We start from the raw sequence: 20,276 nt of genomic DNA, 5'->3' as shown, positions 1-20,276 counted from the left end.
TTGTTAAATAAACAAAGTTAAGTGTTGGTTTATTGAGCAATCACTAAAAGTGATCACTCAAACTTTGTTTGATTTTTTGAATTGGATTTGTAGGTGTCGGTTCTTCCTCAACTTTTATTGAAGTTGGTAGTGAAATGATGGCTTGTAGCCCGCCTTCAGGACGGTTGGAAATCAACAGTTCACCTTGATGAATATCGACAATTCGTTTGACGATGGCCAAACCTAAACCACTCCCTTGCACCGTACGTGCAGCATCACCACGCACAAAAGGTTGCATAAGCCCTTCAATTTGGTCTTCGGGAATTCCTTCACCATTGTCTGCTACACAGATTTTAATATGCTCATCTTCTACAAAAGCACTGAGTTCAATGGGTTCTGCCCCATAGCGTTTTGAATTGTTGATGAGATTACCAATCAAACGTTTTAACGACAGTGAGCGAGCAGTAATGACGGGTAATTCTTGCGGCGTGAACTGAATATCTAAGGGTTTAAACTGAATGATCAGTTCTTGTAGCAAAGCATTGATATTGGTGTCTTGAAGCTCTTCATCTGAGCCATCACGCATATAGGAAATAAACTGGCTTAAAATGGCATCCATATCATCGACATCATAAATCAAACCTTCTTTTAAGAAGTCATCATCAGACATCATCTCTGCACTTAAACGGATCCGTGTTAGCGGTGTTCTTAAATCATGCGAGATACCTGCCAACATGATTTGGCGATCACGTTCAGTTTGTTCAAGTGTATAGATCATCTGGTTAAAAGCTTGGTTTACCTCACGGATTTCTTGTGGTCCATGATTGGTTTCCAAGTAGGGTGCTTTCCCTGTTTTACTGTAGCTATTCGCAGCATGTTGTAAGCGACGTAACGGGCGATTAAGCTGTCTGACCAGTGTCAGGATGATCGCCGCAGCAATCAGTGGAATACCCAATAACCAAGCTAAAATGAGTTCAGGACTATAGTTGGCATAGGTATTCAGAGGTTCACGGACCCAATTGCCATTCATTTCAGGAGTCTGGACCCAAATGCGTGGACTGGGTTTAAACTGGAAATAAACCGTCACATCTTTAATTTTTAATTCTTCTGCAAGCTGATTCTCAATGCGATTGGTAAAGAAATCTGCAATAATTTTATCTTTTACATTTGGGTATTCTTTGGGATCTGTAACATATTCAACCCCAACCCGTTGCTTTAACCATTCGTCAATATCGAGTTGGATCTCGTCATGGTAAATCTGCAAGCGCGGATTATTAACCATTTCCAGCTCAACCGCCAAAAAACGTGCATGCTGTTGAATTTCAGGTAAATAAAGTGTTTTCCAAAAAAACCACAATGACATAAATAGGCTAAAGAACACCACGAATACCACCAATACCGTAGTACGCATTGCTGCCGAACGCGGTTTAACTTTATCGAGGAAGCGTTCCCAAGGTGTACGTTTGCGTTCTTTGTAGCTGACAAAGTCGGTAAATTCTTGTGGGTCTATGGGTTCTAATTTCACAGGAGCATTCCAATCTGTGCGATATTGTTAATCTATGGATTTTAGTTTAAAGGATGGCAGATTTATCGCAATATTAAAAATGTTAGGTTACTCGGCTTTAACTTATTTATGGTCATAAATACTCGGATTTAAAATACTTTAAACTCAACAAAATAAGAGATACATGGCATTGAGGTCACACCGTTTTTGTAGAATCGCCAAATATGCTTATATTTAAAATACCAGTGAAATCATCAGTAAAGCGTCGCTCTAGGGCAAAGCCATCAAGACTATTGTTTTGGATGAATAAATATGGATAAAAAAAATACTGGTCACATGCAAAACCAAATATGTGACCAGTATTTTTGAAACTGATTCATGCTATCGAATCAAGATCTATTTATTCAGCACCATCTGGAACGAACACATAACCTACGCCCCAAACTGTTTGAATATAACGTGCACGTGCAGGGTTTTCTTCAATCAGACGACGTAAGCGAGAAACTTGAACATCGATTGAACGTTCCATAGCACCCCATTCACGACCACGTGCAAGATTCATCAACTTGTCACGTGTTAATGGTTCACGTGGGTGCTGAACTAATGCCTTCAAGACTGCAAACTCACCTGTGGTTAATGTGACCACTTGCCCTTCACGCGTCAGGGTACGTGTTGATAAATCTAAAGACCAAGGGCCGAAAGACACAACTTCTACGTTTTGACTTGGTGCACCTGGAACTTCACGAACCTGACGACGCAGTACGGCACGAATACGTGCTAATAACTCATTTGGATTAAATGGTTTTGGCAAATAATCATCCGCACCAGCTTCTAAGCCAGCAATACGGTCAGAGTCACTGCCTCGTGCGGTTAGCATAATGACAGGTGTATCTATATTTGATGAGCGTAAACGTCTACAAATACTTAAACCATCTTCTACAGGAAGCATAAAGTCTAAAACGATGAGTGAAAATAACTCACGTTGTAATAGGCGATCCATCTGCGTTGCGTCGTGGGCCGTTTTTACCACAAAGCCTTTATCTTCAAGGAAACGCTGTAAAAGGGTACGTAAACGCACATCATCATCGACCACTAAAATGCGTTCGACACGGTCAGTTTCGTTTTGTACGATATCTGTATTTTCAGCAGGTACAACCAAACTCATGATGTACTCCCTTAATGTTGTAAATTATAAATATTCGTCAATCTCAGTATACTGCCTAAGCTCTTGTTAAGACTATGTATCAAATTGCTCAAAAATACAATTTTCAGGCTGTTTTGAAACCAAAAAACAACATCTATAACGATTTGAGATGATTCTATGTTTATAAATAAAAAGATATACCATATGCAAATGAAAGTTTTATGTATTTTGGCAATAAGTTTTGCTTTAAGTGCATGTATTAGCCGACTTTCCAGACCTGAAATCTCAGGACAAGTGATTGACCAATTTGACCAACCGCTTGGTCAGGTCCAAGTCGGTGAAACGCAAACCGACATGCAAGGCAACTTTCGACTCAAGGAGCGACGCTATGCTGCATTTTTGCTGAAAGAAATCATGTATATGGAAGCGCCACCAGTATTTGTACAAGAACGGCTAAATAAACAGGGTTATCAGCCGTGTGATTTGCAATATTTCAATTCCCATGGCGGTGGACAGCGCAAAGGCGCACAGTGGAAAGTTGGAAAAATTATTTTACAAAGCAATTTAAATACAGCAAAGCAGTATGAAATACCCGATTGCACTGTAAAAACTCAAGAAAAATGATCTTTTATCACTTTTTTCACTGCTAATTTGCAAAACAATTGTGGATTTTATGGTCTTGGTCTTTATAATCACTAACTTTTAGTCCTTATCCTTGTGGAATTAAACACGATGACTGACTTAGTTCAGCAGTTGGCAAGTGAACTTGCCGTACGTCCAAACCAAGTAGAAGCTGCCATTAAACTGATAGATGAAGGCTCTAGTGTTCCATTTATTGCACGTTACCGTAAAGAAGTAACGCAAGGCTTAGACGACATCCAATTACGCCAACTTGATACACGCCTTGTTTATCTACGTGATTTATTTGAACGCCGTGAAAAAGTAATCGAATCATTAAAAGAACAAAATAAGCTCTCTGATGACTTACTTGCTCGGGTAAATGGCGCTGAAACAAAAAATGCATTAGAAGAACTTTACGCACCGTACCGTCCAAAACGTACCAGTAAATCATTCAAAGCAAGAGAAGCCGGATTAGGGGAATTTGCTGAGAAAATTATCGCAGAGCAAATTGATCCGACTGAAGCTTTGGCTGGTTTTAGCCATGAAGAATATCCAGATGTTGAAAGCCAATTAGACGCGATTCAACACATCATCATTGATGACTGGGCACAAAATATTTCATTAACCACAGAACTTAAATCAACATTTGCCAAAACAGCGGTGTTAAAAAGTTTAGTGGCGTCTGATGAGAAAAAAGAAGTCGGTAAGAAATTCCGTGATTACTTTGATTTCTCTGAAAATTTAAATAAAGTGCCTTCGCATCGTTTATTGGCAATGCTACGTGGCCGCCAAGAAAATGTATTGGGACTTAAAGTTGATGGTGATGATCATGCACCACTTGCACGTATTGAAACTGAATACGCGCTTGAAAGTGTGCAACCACAAGCACGTCAAGATTTCTTAAAGCAAATCGCAAAGCTGTTTTGGTTAGGTAAAATTCGCCCAACGATTGAGCATTCTTTGTTGACTGAAAAGCGCCTTGCAGCTGAATCAGAAGCAATGGACGTGTTTGCAGAAAACTTACGTCATTTATTACTCTCTGCACCTGCAGGTTCACGTACAACTTTAGGTGTTGACCCTGGTATTCGTACAGGGGTGAAACTGGCGGTTGTTTCAAATTCAGGTGATGTGCTTGCACATAGCACGATTTATCCATTTGCACCCAAAGAAGATAAAGCCGGCTCGATTGCTGAACTTGCACGTCTTTGCCGTGAATTTAATGTGGATTTAATCGCGATTGGCAATGGTACTGCGAGTCGTGAAACTGAAGCTGTTGTTGCAGAAATGATGGCTGAAAATGCGGATCTTACATTAACGCGTGTTTCAGTAAGTGAAGCGGGCGCATCTGTTTACTCAGCATCAGAATTGGCTTCTGCTGAACTGCCTGAGCTTGATGTTGCGATTCGTGGCGCTGTTTCAATTGCACGCCGCTTACAAGATCCATTGGCTGAACTGGTAAAAATTGATCCTAAATCTATCGGTGTAGGTCAATATCAGCATGATGTGAATCAAACCAATTTGGCAAAAACATTAGATGCTGTGGTTGAAGACTGTGTGAATGCGGTAGGTGTAGATGTAAATACAGCCTCTCCAGCAATCTTGGGCTATATCGCAGGTTTAAATAAAGCCATTGCGCAGCAAATTGTAGATTACCGTAAAGAAAATGGTCGTTTTGACAATCGTCAAGCATTGAAAAATGTACCACGTTTAGGCGAGCGTACCTTTGAGCAAGCTGCGGGTTTCTTACGTATTCAAGATGGTTCAGAACCTTTAGATGCATCATCTGTTCACCCTGAATCGTATGGTTTGGTCAACAAAATTGTTGAAGCAAAAGCGACCACAGTGAAAGATATCATTGGTAATACTGAAATTATTCGTCAAGTGAAAGCAGAAGATTTTGCTGACGACAAATTTGGTCTACCCACAATTCAAGACGTGTTAAGCGAGTTGGAAAAACCAGGTCGTGACCCTCGTCCAGAGTTCCGTACAGCAAAATTCCGTGAAGATATCACTGAAGTCAGTCAATTGACTGAAGGGATGCAGCTTGAGGGTGTGATTACCAATGTGACTAACTTCGGTGCATTCGTCGATGTTGGTGTACATCAAGATGGTCTAATACATATTTCAGAACTTGCCAATGAATTTGTTTCTGATCCACATAAAGTGGTGAAACCAGGGCAAATCGTACAAGTACGTGTATTGACTGTAGATGCTGAGCGAAATCGTGTGAATTTATCGATGCGCCCAGAAGGTTCGGAAGCACCAGCTAAAGCACCACGTCAAAAGCGTGAGTTCAATAACAATGAACAACGTGGTGAGCGTAAGCCTCAGGGTAAACGTCCACAACAAGGTCGTCCAAACCATGACAATAAAGACAAAGCACCACGTCATGACAAGAAACCACAAGCAGCTAAACCTCAAGAAAACAAAATTGGTGGTTTAGGTGCGTTGTTATTACAAGCAGGGATTAAAGGGTCTAAATAAGCCTTAATTTCTCAATAAAGAAACCGCCGTAAGGCGGTTTTTTTTATGGATTAGACAATTGCAGAAAGATCACAATCTTTTTTAAATGGACATGCTTCTCCGACCACAAGATTTTCAAGTAGATTCTGAATATTCTGTAATTGGAGAATTTTTTCACCAATGACACTGAGCTTGTCTTTTAAAATCATATGAAATTGTTCTGCTGGAATTTCATTAACGTTGACCAAGTCTAAAATCTGTTTAATTTCAGCCAAAGTAAAACCTAAATTTTTAGCGACTTGAATCAGTTGTAACTGCTGTAAGTCTTGTTTTGAATAATCCTTATAACCATTATTTCGTGTCAATGGGCGGATAAGATCAAGCTTTTCATAAAAACGAATGGTATCCCGACTGAGATTTAATTGCTCTGATAATTCGCCGATTAACATCACTTGCTCCAAATTTTATGTATTTGCAAGAAACACTTGACTGTGGAGTGTACTCCATCCTTTAGCTTAAGTGTGAGCATATAAAGGGTGTATAAAGTGATGCAAAATAATCAAAGTGTAGAAAAAGTTGCCTTGGTGGTTGGTGCAACAGGGTTTATTGGTAAATTTCTTGTAGCACAATTACTTCAAAGCAACGACCAAGTTTTTGCCTTGTGTCGTCGTCTCGATCAGCAAGAGCCGAGTTTGAGAACGTGGCTGGAAAAACAAGGAATAAACCATCAAAAATTATTCTGTCTACAAGGCGATGTTACCTTGCCTGATTTGGGTATTTCTGTTGCAGATTGGAAACGGCTTGCTGAGGTAAATTATTTATTTAATACCAGTGCACTATTTGCATGGAACCTTTCGATACAACAGGCAAGGGAAGTCAATGTTAAGGGCTTAATCAATTTACTTGAATGCGTAAACGAGCATTGCCAATTGAAACGGGCAATTCATCTTTCTGGCTATATGTTGACACTCACTCAGCACTTAAAAGATGCTGGAGTCTGTTTAGAAAATATCGAGAGTACGAATTGGAGGCAGGTGTACCAAAAACTGGGTGCTTATGAGGCTTCTAAAATTGAAGCTCATTTTGCGTGGGTGAAATGCGCTCAACAGTTGAACATTGACTGGACAGTGATTCATCCTGCAACAGTGGTAGGGGATGAAAATTCTGGTGAAATTGCAGAAAACCAGCCAATTGCTCACCTGATTACCCAGCTTAAACAGGGTAAAATGACCGCAATTCCTGCAACCCCTCAGCATTATTTACCTTTGGTTTCCGTGACAATGTTGGTCAATGCGATATGCAAAGCATCTCAGGATCAACTTGCAATTCATCAAGCTATATTGATTGCCAATCCCACTCAGATTTCTTTACAAGCGCTTATTCACAATGCAGCTCACAGATTAAATCTAAAAGCACCGCAATATTTCGTCTCGCTGAGCATTTTAAAAGTGATTTTAAAATGGAAGTGGCTTGCTCAAAAGCTGGATCTATCTGCTGAGATGTTGAATTTCATCCGAACTGAGCAATTAAATATGGATCAATTTTTAACATTAAATCAGAAATGGCAAATACCAGAAACCAATCTTAAACAGAGCATTGCACTGACTGTAGAATGGGTGGATCGGAATCATCAGATCTAGCAATAAATTGCCCATTTCAATAAATGGGCAATTTATGATTATCGTGTCGTATAACCACCATTGGCAAAAATAGTCTGACCTGTAATCCACCAACCCTCTGTCACTAAAAAACGTACCAAAGGTTCAATATCTTCAATCTTGGTTAGACCACCCAGTGCAGAGGCAGATTTATGATAGGCCACCGCTTCAGGTGCTTCTTGACCATAGAAAAAAGGTGTATCCATTGGACCCGGTGCAACAGCAGTGACGGAAATACCGCGATCGCCGTACTCTTTCGATGCTGCACGTGTATAGTGCTCCACAGGTGCTTTTAAGCCTTCATAGGTTGAATACAATCCTGTATAGGCTGCTAAAAGACTGGTCACGATAGAACAAATTTTTCCACCATTGTTAAGATGTTTACCCGCAGACTGAATGAAGAAATAGGCAATTTTATTGTTAATGTCATTCATTGAATCAAACTCTTGTTCAGTTGTTTCAATCAATGGTTTTTTGAGTACTCGCCCTACGGTATTAATCGCGATATCGACACCACCAAAGATTTCTTTAGCTTTGATGAACAATGTTTCAATATTTTGAATATTGGAGAGGTCTGCTTGTATCAAAGTCGCATTAACGCCAAGTTGTTCAACGGCTTTTAGTGTTTCTTCGGCATCTCTTTGGGTTTCTAGGCTGTTGTAGTGAATGACAAGATTTGCACCTTGTTCTGCAAATTTACGTGCGATCAAACCACCTAGGTTTTTAGCACCACCTGTAATAATCACTGTTTTGTCTTTTAAATTGTGCTGTGCCATTGTTATTTTCCAGTTTTGATAAATGATGCTGAAATTCTAAAAGCTATTTTTTATTCTAAATAGTGATTAGAATCGAATAGATTGTTTGAAAAAATTGAATAATAAATGGATAAAATTGAACGGCTAAAAATTTTTTGCTTAGTTGCAGAAAAGCATTCATTTGCCCAAGTTGCTAAAGCGCTGGATTTACCACGTTCAACAATTACCTATGCAATACAAGGCTTAGAAAAAGAATATCAAGTATTGTTGTTTAATCGCACCACGAGAAAAGTTAACTTAACCAATGATGGGGTTCAGTTTCTTAAAGAAGTTCAACAATTGATTTTTCAGGCTGAAGGGCTGAATAAGTTTAAATTAAAAAATCGCCAATATAAGGGGCAAGTTAAAATTGGCTTACCATTAAGAATAGCAACCCAATATCTTCTCCCTGATCTGCATGAATTCTATGCAAAGTACCCCAATATTAAAGTCTCAATTTATAGCCACGATCATTATTCAGATTTAATTGAACAACGACTAGATTGTGTGCTTCGTGTTGGAAATGTGATGAATGAAAATCTAATTGTGAGACCCATCACGGAGGTTGATTTATATACGGTGGCTGCTCCAAAATACTTAAATACATTGGAGAATATTCTAGAAACAGCGCCGTTAAATCAACATATTATGATCGGTTATCAAATGAAAAATATGGATTCAGATTTTGGAAGTCTGGTATTTAAAGATAGCCAGATCAAACTTCCTTATCAACTTTCAGTTGAGGATACCGAAAGTTATTTACATGCGGGCTTGCAGGGGTTGGGGATTATTCAGATTCCAGCTTTTGATGCAATCCCGTTTATCGAGACCAAAAGATTAACTCGAATATTTGAGCAAGAAGCATGCTTAAAAATACCCATTAATTTTCTTTTTTTAGAAAGAAAATATCGACCCGTATATTTTCAATTCTTTATTGATTGGTTAGAGAATTTATTGAAACAGAAGCTTGCGAATCATACTGAACTGTTGTCGTTTAAATCGTGAAAATTGTTGCTGAGTAATAGCTTCGGTACTCAAGGTGGGCTTAATAGATTGGTCAGGTGGTTTTGTTTAAGTGTTAATTGTTCAATGACCAGTTGTTCTGAGTCATGATTATTTTTGAGTAATTCAATATCCGCAATCGTTTGAGACAACAAGGCTTGAAAATCATCTGCTTGTAATACATGTTGAGAGGGGGTAATTGCATCTGTCTTAAAATCATAATTTAGACTAATTTTTTGCAGGAGGTTTAATGCAAAAGGCGGACAAAGTAGCGCATCGATGAAAAGATAGCTGAATTTTAAGTTGGACAAATATAGTTGTTTTCGTTGAACAAAAATCCAAGTGATATTGATCAGGTTAAGCGCATAAATGCTCAGGATTAAAATTGCTAAATATAGATAACTGCTTTTATAAATCAACGCAATAGGTAATAAAACCAGTGTTAATACTGTATTTAAATAAATCATCGGCTGCAACGGTTTTAAGATCTTTTGTAGATTTAGAATAGCCCCGATCTCGTTGTCCGCAACTTGTTGGTGATCTTGATGATGGGTCAGTTGCCAGCGAACTTTAAAGCATAAATAATGTGGGCAAAATGGCTGAGGAATAATCAGAAATTTTTTGAAGATGCTGACGTGATTGACCAGCATCTGTGACTTAAACTTTGCGGTAAAACCGTTGAGAAGATAAAATTCATTATAGAAACAAAGTTTAGCCGAATCATAGAGATAAAATCCGACTAAACCCAAAATAATAAGATAATCAAATGCGATCATTATTCTTTATTTCTTTTAAAAATCTTCCCGATAAAACCAATGCAAGCAGCAACGCCAACAAGGATAAACTTCCAAGTCGCTGCAAAGAAAGCAGCAATGACCGCCCAAAAACCTTTTTTAGTCGCAACGGCGGCAGCACCACCTACCACTAAAGCGGCTAGACCATATTCTGCGACTTTGTCGCCTGCTTGGAATTCGGTGTAACGTTCGCCTGAGTTATATTGGAAGCCTTTGATGGAGTTTTTAAAGGCTTGAATATTTCTATCTAGATTTTCAGGATCCGATACCAAGGTTGCACTCATTACACCCGTGCGTCCCAACAAACGTACAGTATAGTTTATGGTTTCCATATTATCTTCACCACGGACTTTTAATGCCCATTCAAGATGTTTAGATGCAGGATCATATTTTGGAGGCACAGCCCAACTGTCTGTATAAAGTTTATCAAGTCCTAAACGCACTCGTTCAGCATTGGCTGCTTCATCATAAGATTTTAATTCTTTTAACAATGCATCAGCATCAATTTTCTCATCATCTTTGACGTAGCCTGACGGTTCAAAGTCAAAGGTCGCCCACCATGAATCATCCTCTGCGACGAGTACATTGGTACTGCCTGAAGTGAGATTACCAGTAAGCTCTAAAAATTTATCTGAATTTGAAATATCCAGAAAACCATCACCTTTGATTGTGTTTAGGGTGGCGACATCAGCAAGATTTTCCTTTTTGGGTCCAATTTGCCAATTCAGTTTGGAATACGGGCTTTCTTGCTGAGTTTGTGCACTTTGGTCAGGTGTCGTGCTTTGTTCTGTTGTTGTGGTCGTTTCTGCATAACTATAAACAGGTATGAGTGTGCTCGTGCTTAAACTTAGGAAAAGCAAAACGGCATGAGTAACAGGTTGAAGCTTTAAGTTAAATTGTTTTTTTAACATGGTGGTCTCATTTTCTAATTGGTTATGTCTCTGATTATTTGAATAGCTTCGTGTTGTTAAATTTAAAATCAATGATTTTTTCTTTAATATTGGATGCGTGAAGTTATTCTTAGTGCTTAGTTTTTCTAATATTATTTTATTTATTCAAGATTTTCAATGTCTGTATTTGAACGGATAGTCTACTCAGTAAAATATCCGTTCAGTGGCTTAAATTACCAATGTTCACCAGGGAACAAACGCGCATATGCTCTTTGTACCAGATTCAATTTTTGTTGCTCACCCACAGATGCAGTCGAACTTGGGAACAAATTAAAGCCAATTGACATTAATTTGTTATTGATTCCAGGTGCAATCGAATACGTAATAGAAGCTAAACGGCCTAAGTTTGTCGCAACTTTCTTCGGACGTTTCACAATCGCATAAGCCACTAAATCTGCTGCTTGTTCAGGTGAAAGTGTTGGCACATATTTATAAATTTTAGTCGGTGCAATCATCGGCGTGCGGACTAAAGGCATATAAACTGAAGTAATTGCAATTTTATGTGAATGCACTTCCGCAGATAAACAACGGCTAAATGCATCCAATGCTGCTTTTGATGCAACATAAGCAGAGAAGCGAGTTGCGTTTGCCAACACACCAATTGAACTGATATTGATAATTTGACCGTCTTTACGAACCATCATTTGCGGTAAAATATTCAAGACTAAACGAACTGCACCAAAGTAATTCAGCTGCATCGTACGTTCAAAATCATGGAAACGGTCAACAGATTCATGTACTGCGCGGCGAATCGAGCGACCTGCGTTATTGATCAAAATATCAATATGATCAACAGAGGCAATGATTTGTTTAGACACTTCATCAATAGCATCCATATCATTTAGGTCGCAAGGGAAAATATCAGCCTGCCCACCTTCAGCCTGAATTTCAGCTTGAACTTCTTTCAATGTTTCTTCAGTACGAGACACTAAAAGTACATGTGCACCTGCTGCTGCGAGCTTTTTTGCAACCGTTAAACCGATACCACTAGATGCACCTGTGATTAGTGCAATTTTACCTTGAACCTTTTTTTGAAAAAGTTGCTCTAATTTTTGATTCATAGCTATTTTCCTGATTCTACTGGCATAAATATATGCTGTATTTTTTTGTTTCGGGTGATTGGGTCTTTGTTTAAAAGATGATCACTTTTGTTGGAAGGCAATAATAGACAAAAAAAATAAAAATACTAGTATTAAGTGACTGAATTTATAAAATATTTTTAGAGTAAATACTCTATTATATTTTTACTTATTTCGTGATTTTTACCATATAAAAATGAGTATTAAAAGCAAAAAATCAATCTTACTGTATAAAACATAACCAAATAAATTCACTTGAAAATTTGAATATATTTTTAAGTAAACAGAGTTGATTTCAACTCTGTTTATAGATGGATATATGTAATATTTTTATCATGATTTATGAAAAAGCAAGCTCATCATATGCTTTTTTTAATTGTTCTTTGGCGTGGGTATGACCTTGATGTGCAGCTTGTTCAAGCCACTTTTCTGCATGACTATAACTTCGGTCTAACCCAAGTTGTCCATTTAAGTAGCTGAGTCCCATTTTATACTGAGCTTCTTGATCTCCACGCAAAGCAGCTCTTAAATAGCACCACATCGCATTACGATTTGCGATTTCATCTAAACTTAGATTTTGATCTTCAAAATGATGTGCTTGCGCTTTTTCGAGAGCAGCTTCGGAAGCATTCTGTTCAAATGCTCGACGAGATGTTGAATCTCCTAAAAAACGGTTAAAAATATGTACCAACATATACAACCTCCTTGCTAATCCATTAACAAAGTAAAAGAGACTGCTAATCACAAAAAAATGATTAGATATAATTAATCTAGCTGATTTTTTACACTTTGCAAATAGTTAAATGTAATTTGTCAATTGCGATTTTTACACATTTGTTAAAAAATACATTATTTAACAAACCAACAATTTTTATTTAAATGATTAAATCACGCACTGTAATTTTATTACATTGAGAAAATTTGCTATATTTAGGTTGTTTTTTGATTTCGGATAGAATCTGTGAAACGCTCAAGTGTTTTCATCACAGTCTTGCTTAGTTTGTTTATGTTCCAGAGTCTTTGGAATGTAGCGGCAGCTTTTTGTGATCATGAAAGCACTACACTTCCATCGCAAAGTCTGATGAGTCAGCATTTTGGACACCATAATGCACCTGATTGTACTCAGGATCAGCAGCAGCATCCGCAGCTATTGGATGTGTATGGGATAGATAAACCGATTTCAGATCAGTCCGCATTCAAACAATTATCAGCACATCAACATGATGTGCGTTCCAGTGATTTCCTCAATCATATAAATGATGATCATCGTGACCATTTGCCTTCCTTTGCGCATTTTATTGTGGTTGATGATCAGCAACAAACAGCGCAGCCTAAGTTTATAGGCTACCCTGAATCTCGCTTTATTGGCTGGAATAATTTGTACCAGTCACCTGATCTATATTTGCCCAATCCTCCGCCTCTCTCATCCCCGCTATAAGGTGGGGTAGCCAAAAAGATTGCCCACCGCTAATGGTTTAATTTAGTGGGGCATTTTTATGTCAAAAGAAATACGTAATTTAGTACAAAAGCCTGTATTTGGTTTTAGGCCGTCTTTGCTCGGTGCATTGATGTTGAGTGTGATGTCATCTCTTAGTTGGGCAGACAACACATCTCAAGCATTAACCTTACAACAGGCAATTGCAAAAACTGAGCAATATCAGCAAACGCAAAATGTCTGGCAAACGCAGCAGCAAATTGCAACAGCGAACATTAAACAAGCAAAACTGTGGACAAATCCAGAGTTATCCGTATCGCAAACGGGTTTTGGTTCCAATCAAGATCAAGAGCTTTCAATTGGTGTTTCTCAACGATTGGATATTTTTGGTGAACGTAAGTCAGCACAGCGGTTGGCACAACTTTCAAAAGATCAAAGTGACTTAAATCAGCGAATTTATCAGGCTCAACTTGAATTGGCTGTGAAATACCAATGGTCACAGCTGGCGATTTTTGAGTTAGAACGCAACGTGGTCCAAGAGCAGCTCAAGGTCAGTGAAGAAAATCTGAATGCGATTCAGAAGCGCTATCAAGCGGGGAGTGTGGCTCAGGTTGATGTAGATCGTGCCAGACTGAGTCATGCAGAAAATGCTCGCTTATATCGTCAAGCCGATTTGCAGGTGCAAGTTGCCAAGCAGCAATTGTCCAATCTTTGGGGAGATGCTGATAAATCGATTCGTATCGGTTTAAATCCTCAATCTTTATGGCCGTCTTCGACACACCAACAGGTACAAGAATATCTCGCAGACAATCTTTTTGAAAAATCACGTCAGTTACAGGTGTTGCAAGCAAAAGCGACAGTGGCGCAACTCAAAGCTTCGGCACGGCCTAATCCAACTGTGAATTTAGGCGTGAATCGTACTCGATCACCTGAAACCTCGACTGACAATGCTTTAGTTGTGGGGGTTTCTATCCCATTGAATATTTTCAACCGCCAGCAATATGGTGTGCAAATTGCGCAAGCAAAGCAGGATTTACTCAGCAGACAACAGGAATTTTATCTCCGCCAAAATGCTTTGCAGGTGGGAACCTTGTTGACTGAATTGCAAGGACTGGAAGTACAGTTTAAAGCAGTCGATGAGTCTCAGATTCCGCTTGCAGCTCAGGTTCAACGTAAAACTTTGCAGGGGTTTACTGTCGGTAAATTTGCCGTTAACGATGTGCAACTCGCAACGTTACAGCTGCAAGAAGTGCGTTTGAGAAAAGTGCAATTATTGAAAGATGGCTGGCAACGTGCCATTGAAGCGGAAAGTCTGAGTCTCGGTATTGAACCAAGTCAAATCATGGCAAAAGACGCTTTAGCACAGATCAATCAGAGTTTATGGCAGGACACACAAGCTTTACCAATCGTGGGTGGGGGAAAATAATATGCTGAATCAATTTAAATCTTTTAAACTTCAGAAAGGCAAAATTTCTCAACGCCTACTGATCATCATTACTATTGTGATGACTGCTCTTATTGCTATGGGTTTGTTCTTTTCATCTAAAAAAGCAAGTAGCAAAGATGCTGGTGAAAATGAAGCAGGGCATGCTGAAGAAGGGCATTCACATGAAGAAAATGCTAAGGGAACCACCAAAGACGGTGCTGAAGAAGCGAAGCACAGTGAAGAAGAGGGTGGCGAGAAAGAGGATGCTGAAGCCATTAGCTTGACCGCGCAACAGATCACTGAACAAGGAATCAAACTTGCTAAAGTAGAGATGGGGACTGTTATAAAATCGGCTTCTTATCCTGCAAAAGTCATGGTCAATACCGATCGTCAAGCACATGTATCACCTGCATTTAGTGGGCAGGTGGTTGCTGTCAATGTTGAGTTGGGACAGCGTGTGCAAAAAGGGCAGGCATTGGCGACCTTGGTGGTGCCTGATTTGGTTGATCAGCAGGCAAATTTACAGGTTGCACAAACAAGCTTAGAACTGGCACGTCAGGATTATGAACGAGAGCGCCAGTTATGGTCACAAGGTATTTCTGCCAAGCAGGATTATCAACGGGCTTACAATGCTTACAAGCAAGCACAGATCCAGGTACAAGCCACCAGATCCCGTTTATCTGCTTTTGGTGCCTCATCAAGCAGTAATGGTCGCTATGTTCTCACAGCACCAATTGCAGGCATTATCAGTAAAAAAGACTTGGTCATGGGTGAAAATGTACAGCTGGCCAGCCAGTTATTTATCATTGATCAACTGGATCAGCTATGGCTTGAATTTATTGTACCAAGTTCTGAGTTTTCAGCGATTGCACCCAATCAACAGCTTGAATTTAAGTCACTGCAAACGGGGAATACTTTTAAAGCACAGATTCAAAGTTTAAATAGTGAAGCTGATGTGCAGACTGGACGTTTACAAGTGCGTGCCAAAGTGCTGTCAAATGCAGCTGAATTGCGCCCGAATTTGATGGTCAATGTTCAGCTACAACAGCAAGGCACTGCTCAAGCATTACGTGTACTCAAAAGTGCCATACAGAAAGTTGAAGGAAAGGATATTGTTTTCGTTTCCAGTGAGCATGACAAGAAAATCGAGTTTACTGCACAGCCTGTTGTACTGGGTCAGGTATCCGGTGATGGTCAGTGGATTGAAGTGAAGTCTGGTCTGACTCAAGGGCAGCAATATGCTGCTCAGGGCAGCTTCTTGCTGAAATCTGAATTAGAAAAAGGAGAGGCGAGCCATGGGCATTAATGATTCTTCTGATTCTAAGTTAGATCTCGATGCGGATTCAGCATTACCTCAACCTGAAGGATTATTTGATCGACTGATTCAATTTTCGATTAAAAATGCCATTTGGGTCATGCTGTTTATTGTGGCATGGATTGGCGTAGGGATTTACGGTTATCAAAAATTACCGATTGATGCTGTACCCGATATTACCAATACCCAAGTGCAAGTGAATACCCAAGCGGCTGGTTTTACCGCATTAGAAGTTGAACAAAGGATTACCTATCCGATCGAAACTGCGATGGCGGGTTTACCCAAGCTAGAATTGACTCGTTCTATTTCCCGTTATGGTTTATCGCAAGTGACCATTATTTTTAAAGATGGGACGGATATTTATTGGGCACGACAACAGATTAATCAACGCTTACAAGAAGCTCAAACCGAACTGCCAGATGATATTGCACCGACAATGTCCCCTGTATCGACAGGGTTGGGTGAGATTTATCAATGGGTGATCAAGGCTGAGCCGAATGCGAAAAAACCTGATGGTACACCCTATACCGCAATGGATTTACGTGAAATTCAGGACTGGATTGTACGACCACAGCTACAACGGGTTCCCGGCGTTGCAGAGGTCAACTCGATTGGTGGCTTTAATAAAACCTATGTGGTCACACCTGATTTAAATCGTTTGCAACAATTACAAATCCCTGTCAGTGATCTACAAAACGCTTTAACTGGAAATAATGAAAACCGTGGTGCTGGTTTTATTGAAACCAATGGGCAGCAATTGACAGTACGTGTTCCAGGAACCTTAAACAATATTGAAGATATTCAAAATGTAAGTATTGGCAATAAAAATGGTTTTCCGATCAGAGTTGCAGATGTAGCGACTGTTTCAATTGGACATGATCTACGTACAGGTGGTGCAACTTACAATGGCGAGGAAACTGTACTCGGTATCGCCATGATGATGATGGGTGAAAATAGCCGTACTGTGGCGAAATCAGTAGATGCAAAAATCAAAGAAGTCCAGCAATCTTTACCGAAAGGTATTGTGATCCAAACTGTATATGACCGGACAGCTTTGGTCGAACGCGCGATTAGTACAGTGCAGAAGAACCTTGTAGAAGGGGCGATTCTAGTTATTGTTATTTTGTTCCTATTTCTTGGTAATTTCCGTGCAGCGTTAATTACTGCATGTGTGATTCCGTTATCGATGCTGTTTACTTTGGCGGGTATGGCTGAGCAGAAAATTAGTGCCAATCTAATGAGCTTAGGCGCACTGGATTTCGGGATCATTGTGGATGGTGCGGTTGTTATTGTTGAAAACTGTATTCGACGACTGGCAGAGGCACAGCATGCAAAAGGCAGATTACTTTCACGAGCAGAACGGTTTAAAGAAGTTTTTCTTGCGGCTAAACAGGCACGTCGCCCTTTAATCTTTGGTCAATTAATTATTCTGGTGGTGTACTTACCTATTTTCGCCCTGTCTGGTGTTGAAGCAAAACTCTTCCATCCTATGGCTATGACGGTGGTATTGGCACTGGTGGGCGCAATCATTCTTTCAGTTACTTTTGTCCCTGCTGCTGTGGCTTTATTTGTTAATGGTGAAGTTAAAGAAACAGAAAGTCGCTGGATGCTGTGGTTAAAGCAAAAATATGAAAAACTACTCAATTTAGCCTATAACTTTAGAATGTTAGTCGTCACCCTTGCGGTGAGTATTCTGTTTTTAACGGGCGTGCTTGCCACGCAAATTGGCAGTGAGTTTGCACCGACCTTGAGTGAGGGCGATTTTGCAGTGCAGCAAATGCGTTCGCCAAGTACTGGTCTAGAGCAGTCTTTACGTATGCAGGAGAATACTGAAAAGTTATTGCTCAAAGAATTTCCAGAAATCAAAGCCATATTTGCCCGTACAGGGACGGCAGAAGTGGCAACAGATGTCATGCCACCTAATATTTCCGATGCTGTGGTACTGTTAAAGCCACGTGATGAATGGAAGAATCCAAAGCAAACCATTGATGAGCTACGGCAACGTATGATTGCATTTCTTGGTACATTACCCGGAAATAATAGTGAGTTTTCTCAACCGATTGAGCTGCGTTTCAACGAATTAATTTCTGGTGTGCGAAGTGATGTGGGGATCAAGATTTTTGGCGATGATATGGAGGTGTTGAATCAGCAAGCCACTAAGATTGCACAACAAATCAAAGGGATTACTGGCGCAACTGCCGTCAATGTGGAACAGACTTCAGGCCTACCACTTTTAAATGTTGAAGTGAACAAAGCCGCGGCAGCGCAATATGGTCTATCGGTGAGAGCGATTCAAGACTTGGTGGCAACCAGTGTCGGCGGGCAGAATGTTGGTCAAATCTTACAAGGTGACCGTCGTTTCGATTTTGTGATTCGTCTGGATGATGCTCAACGTACACCTGAGCATCTGGCCGTTTTACCTATTCAAACACCAAATGGTGGTCTAATCCAACTTCAGGATGTGGCTAAAGTTGAAAATATCCTCGGTATTAATCAGGTCAGTCGTGAAAATGGTAAACGTCGTGTGGTCGTGACTGCCAATGTCGAAGGGCGCGATTTGGGCTCATTTGTCACCGAATTACAATCGACTTTGGCGAAGCAGGAAATGCCTGCGGGTTATTGGTTGAGTTATGGTGGACAGTTTGAAAACCTAACCTCTGCGAAGGCACGTATGCAGCTGGTCGTTCCGCTGGCACTGATAACTATTTTTGTGTTGTTGATGGCCGTTTTTCATAACTTTAAGGAAAGTTTGCTGGTGTTTACCGGTGTGCCATTTGCACTGTGTGGCGGTTTGATTGCACTGTGGCTTCGCGGTATACCATTGTCGATGTCTGCAGGTGTGGGCTTTATCGCGCTCTCAGGTGTGGCAGTATTAAATGGTTTGGTAATGTTGACCTTTATTAAGGAATTACGTCAACAACTCGATGTTTATCAGGCCACATGGCAAGGTGCAATTTTACGTTTAAGACCCGTATTGATGACGGCTTGTGTGGCATCGTTAGGTTTTGTGCCGATGGCGTTGGCTACAGGGACGGGTGCGGAAGTTCAGCGTCCACTGGCAACCGTGGTGATTGGCGGCATCATGTCATCCACTTTACTGACTTTGGTGATTTTACCAGTGATTTATCGTTGGATGAATGAACGTAAAGTTAAAGCACAAACGAATGGTTGATCATTAATTTAAAAATAACCTCACCGTTCTTAGCCAAGAAGGGTGAGGCATTGAAACTGTATAGACAGTTTATTATTGACTGACAGGCAATACACCTAAACTAATGATGGTGTAATTTTGATTTACAGGTTGAGTGGTTTTGTTAAATGCTTCACTGACTTCAAGCAGATATTGCCCTGAATAAGGAAAAGTGACTATTGCTGAACCATCTTGAGCAACTGGAACTTTTTGTGCTTGTTTATCGGTTTGCCCTTGAGCACGGATGAGCAGTTCAGCATTTTTGAGTGCTTGTCCTGATTTTTTAATCAAGATTTGTACAGGTTGCTGCGCAGTAATGCTGTTGGGATGGGTTTTAAATTCGACTTGTATTGCAGCATCAGTGTTGTTTTGAATAGGTGACGTTTTTTCTTTAGAAATATAGCTTTGGATTGACCATTCTCGGTTAATGGTGATTGGTACAGGCGGTTTCTTAAAGTCAGCAGGAATCACATATTCGCGTTCAGCGATCTTACCTGCTTTCTCAGCAGGGACATCAAAAAGCATTTTCCATTCTTTATTATGTTGGACATATTTGAGTGGGAAAGACGCTTTACTGAACAGGTGATAGGTGCCTGCTTGTGGTAAGGCTAAGTCAAATACTGTAGCCGATTTTAAAGTGCTTGCAGCTTCAACTTGTAACTTGCTTTGATCTGGTTGAATCACGTTGAGCGCGGTTTGTTTCATGGCATGTTCTGCATTCAGTGCTTCTTCAGCATAGGATGCAATCACTGGGATTTGTGTATTTGTGGTGTTATAGCCCAGAGGTGCAACATAGGGTTCATGTGCATAACTATAAGAGCAAAGAAGTACAGAAAGGTAGAGGTATTTTTTCATTGTCGATATTCCATTAACAGGGGTATTTTAACTGTGGAAAATATAGTCGCTATTATATAGAAGAAAC

The 20,276-nt window shown here is 39.9% G+C and carries 17 protein-coding genes; 8 read left to right on the top strand and 9 right to left on the bottom strand.

The features are described 5' to 3' along the window. Nucleotides 1-43: 43 nt before the first annotated feature. Together MTO68_RS21610 and ompR are read right to left on the bottom strand one after the other, a co-directional pair. Nucleotides 44-1,504, bottom strand: a complete 1,461-nt coding sequence (locus MTO68_RS21610) for an ATP-binding protein (RefSeq protein ID WP_239044743.1) — start codon at nt 1,502-1,504, stop codon at nt 44-46. A gap of 379 nt (nt 1,505-1,883) precedes the next feature. After that, a complete protein-coding gene (gene ompR, locus MTO68_RS21605) occupies nt 1,884-2,648 on the bottom strand; it encodes a two-component system response regulator OmpR (RefSeq protein WP_004816610.1) in 765 nt (254 codons plus the stop codon). A 183-nt stretch (nt 2,649-2,831) separates the two neighbouring features. Between ompR and MTO68_RS21600 the strand changes: the two genes are divergently transcribed. Continuing rightward, nucleotides 2,832-3,251: a carboxypeptidase regulatory-like domain-containing protein gene (locus MTO68_RS21600; protein ID WP_244014306.1), complete on the top strand. Its 420-nt coding sequence runs from the start codon at nt 2,832-2,834 to the stop codon at nt 3,249-3,251. 108 nt (nt 3,252-3,359) lie between these two features. Further along, nucleotides 3,360-5,732, top strand: coding sequence for a Tex family protein (locus tag MTO68_RS21595; protein ID WP_004816613.1), 2,373 nt, complete (start codon nt 3,360-3,362; stop codon nt 5,730-5,732). Nucleotides 5,733-5,782: 50 nt separating this feature from the next. Here the strand turns inward: MTO68_RS21595 and MTO68_RS21590 are convergent, their stop codons facing one another. Beyond that, nucleotides 5,783-6,160, bottom strand: a complete 378-nt coding sequence (locus tag MTO68_RS21590; RefSeq protein ID WP_004725368.1) for a MerR family transcriptional regulator — start codon at nt 6,158-6,160, stop codon at nt 5,783-5,785. 99 nt (nt 6,161-6,259) lie between these two features. On the opposite strand from MTO68_RS21590, the gene MTO68_RS21585 reads away from it, so the two are divergent. Continuing rightward, complete coding sequence (locus MTO68_RS21585; protein ID WP_244014304.1) at nt 6,260-7,351, top strand: SDR family oxidoreductase; 1,092 nt, start codon at nt 6,260-6,262, stop codon at nt 7,349-7,351. A 38-nt stretch (nt 7,352-7,389) separates the two neighbouring features. Here MTO68_RS21585 and MTO68_RS21580 read toward each other — a convergent pair whose 3' ends face one another. After that, entirely contained in the window at nt 7,390-8,145 is a 756-nt protein-coding gene (locus MTO68_RS21580) for an SDR family oxidoreductase (RefSeq protein WP_004816617.1), read from the bottom strand. Nucleotides 8,146-8,250: 105 nt separating this feature from the next. Here MTO68_RS21580 and MTO68_RS21575 point away from each other — a divergent pair, with 105 nt between their 5' ends. Beyond that, on the top strand, nt 8,251-9,168 hold the full coding sequence (locus tag MTO68_RS21575; RefSeq protein ID WP_034616829.1) for a LysR family transcriptional regulator: 918 nt from the start codon (nt 8,251-8,253) through the stop codon (nt 9,166-9,168). A gap of 29 nt (nt 9,169-9,197) precedes the next feature. Here MTO68_RS21575 and MTO68_RS21570 read toward each other — a convergent pair whose 3' ends face one another. From MTO68_RS21570 to MTO68_RS21555, 4 genes are all read right to left on the bottom strand, one after another. Next, complete coding sequence (locus MTO68_RS21570) at nt 9,198-9,941, bottom strand: hypothetical protein (protein WP_244014302.1); 744 nt, start codon at nt 9,939-9,941, stop codon at nt 9,198-9,200. Continuing rightward, nucleotides 9,941-10,870: a DUF2167 domain-containing protein gene (locus tag MTO68_RS21565; protein WP_244014300.1), complete on the bottom strand. Its 930-nt coding sequence runs from the start codon at nt 10,868-10,870 to the stop codon at nt 9,941-9,943. The genes MTO68_RS21570 and MTO68_RS21565 overlap by 1 nt, the downstream gene beginning before the upstream one ends. A 212-nt stretch (nt 10,871-11,082) precedes the next feature. Further along, nucleotides 11,083-11,970: an SDR family NAD(P)-dependent oxidoreductase gene (locus MTO68_RS21560; protein ID WP_034616823.1), complete on the bottom strand. Its 888-nt coding sequence runs from the start codon at nt 11,968-11,970 to the stop codon at nt 11,083-11,085. 358 nt (nt 11,971-12,328) lie between these two features. After that, entirely contained in the window at nt 12,329-12,682 is a 354-nt protein-coding gene (locus tag MTO68_RS21555) for an SEL1-like repeat protein (protein WP_004816626.1), read from the bottom strand. A gap of 267 nt (nt 12,683-12,949) precedes the next feature. Here MTO68_RS21555 and MTO68_RS21550 point away from each other — a divergent pair, with 267 nt between their 5' ends. Genes MTO68_RS21550 through MTO68_RS21535 form a run of 4 tightly spaced genes read left to right on the top strand, consistent with a single transcriptional unit; the run spans nt 12,950 to nt 19,336 of the window. Further along, nucleotides 12,950-13,426, top strand: a complete 477-nt coding sequence (locus MTO68_RS21550; RefSeq protein WP_004816629.1) for a hypothetical protein — start codon at nt 12,950-12,952, stop codon at nt 13,424-13,426. Between the two features lie 58 nt (nt 13,427-13,484). Beyond that, complete coding sequence (locus MTO68_RS21545) at nt 13,485-14,849, top strand: TolC family protein (protein WP_244014298.1); 1,365 nt, start codon at nt 13,485-13,487, stop codon at nt 14,847-14,849. A gap of 1 nt (nt 14,850) precedes the next feature. Beyond that, complete coding sequence (locus MTO68_RS21540) at nt 14,851-16,155, top strand: efflux RND transporter periplasmic adaptor subunit (protein WP_244014297.1); 1,305 nt, start codon at nt 14,851-14,853, stop codon at nt 16,153-16,155. After that, nucleotides 16,145-19,336: a CusA/CzcA family heavy metal efflux RND transporter gene (locus MTO68_RS21535; protein ID WP_034616814.1), complete on the top strand. Its 3,192-nt coding sequence runs from the start codon at nt 16,145-16,147 to the stop codon at nt 19,334-19,336. Before MTO68_RS21540 ends, MTO68_RS21535 begins: the two co-directional genes overlap by 11 nt. Before the next feature lie 72 nt (nt 19,337-19,408). On the opposite strand, the gene MTO68_RS21530 is transcribed toward MTO68_RS21535, so the two are convergent. Next, nucleotides 19,409-20,209 carry a DUF4198 domain-containing protein gene (locus tag MTO68_RS21530; RefSeq protein ID WP_244014295.1) on the bottom strand — a complete coding sequence of 267 codons (801 nt, stop codon included), beginning with the start codon at nt 20,207-20,209 and terminating at the stop codon, nt 19,409-19,411. Between the last annotated feature and the right edge of the window lie 67 nt (nt 20,210-20,276).

The organism is Acinetobacter sp. NyZ410 (genome assembly GCF_022828975.1).
GTDB lineage: Bacteria > Pseudomonadota > Gammaproteobacteria > Pseudomonadales > Moraxellaceae > Acinetobacter > Acinetobacter guillouiae.
This window is presented reverse-complemented; position numbering and strand designations above follow the sequence as displayed.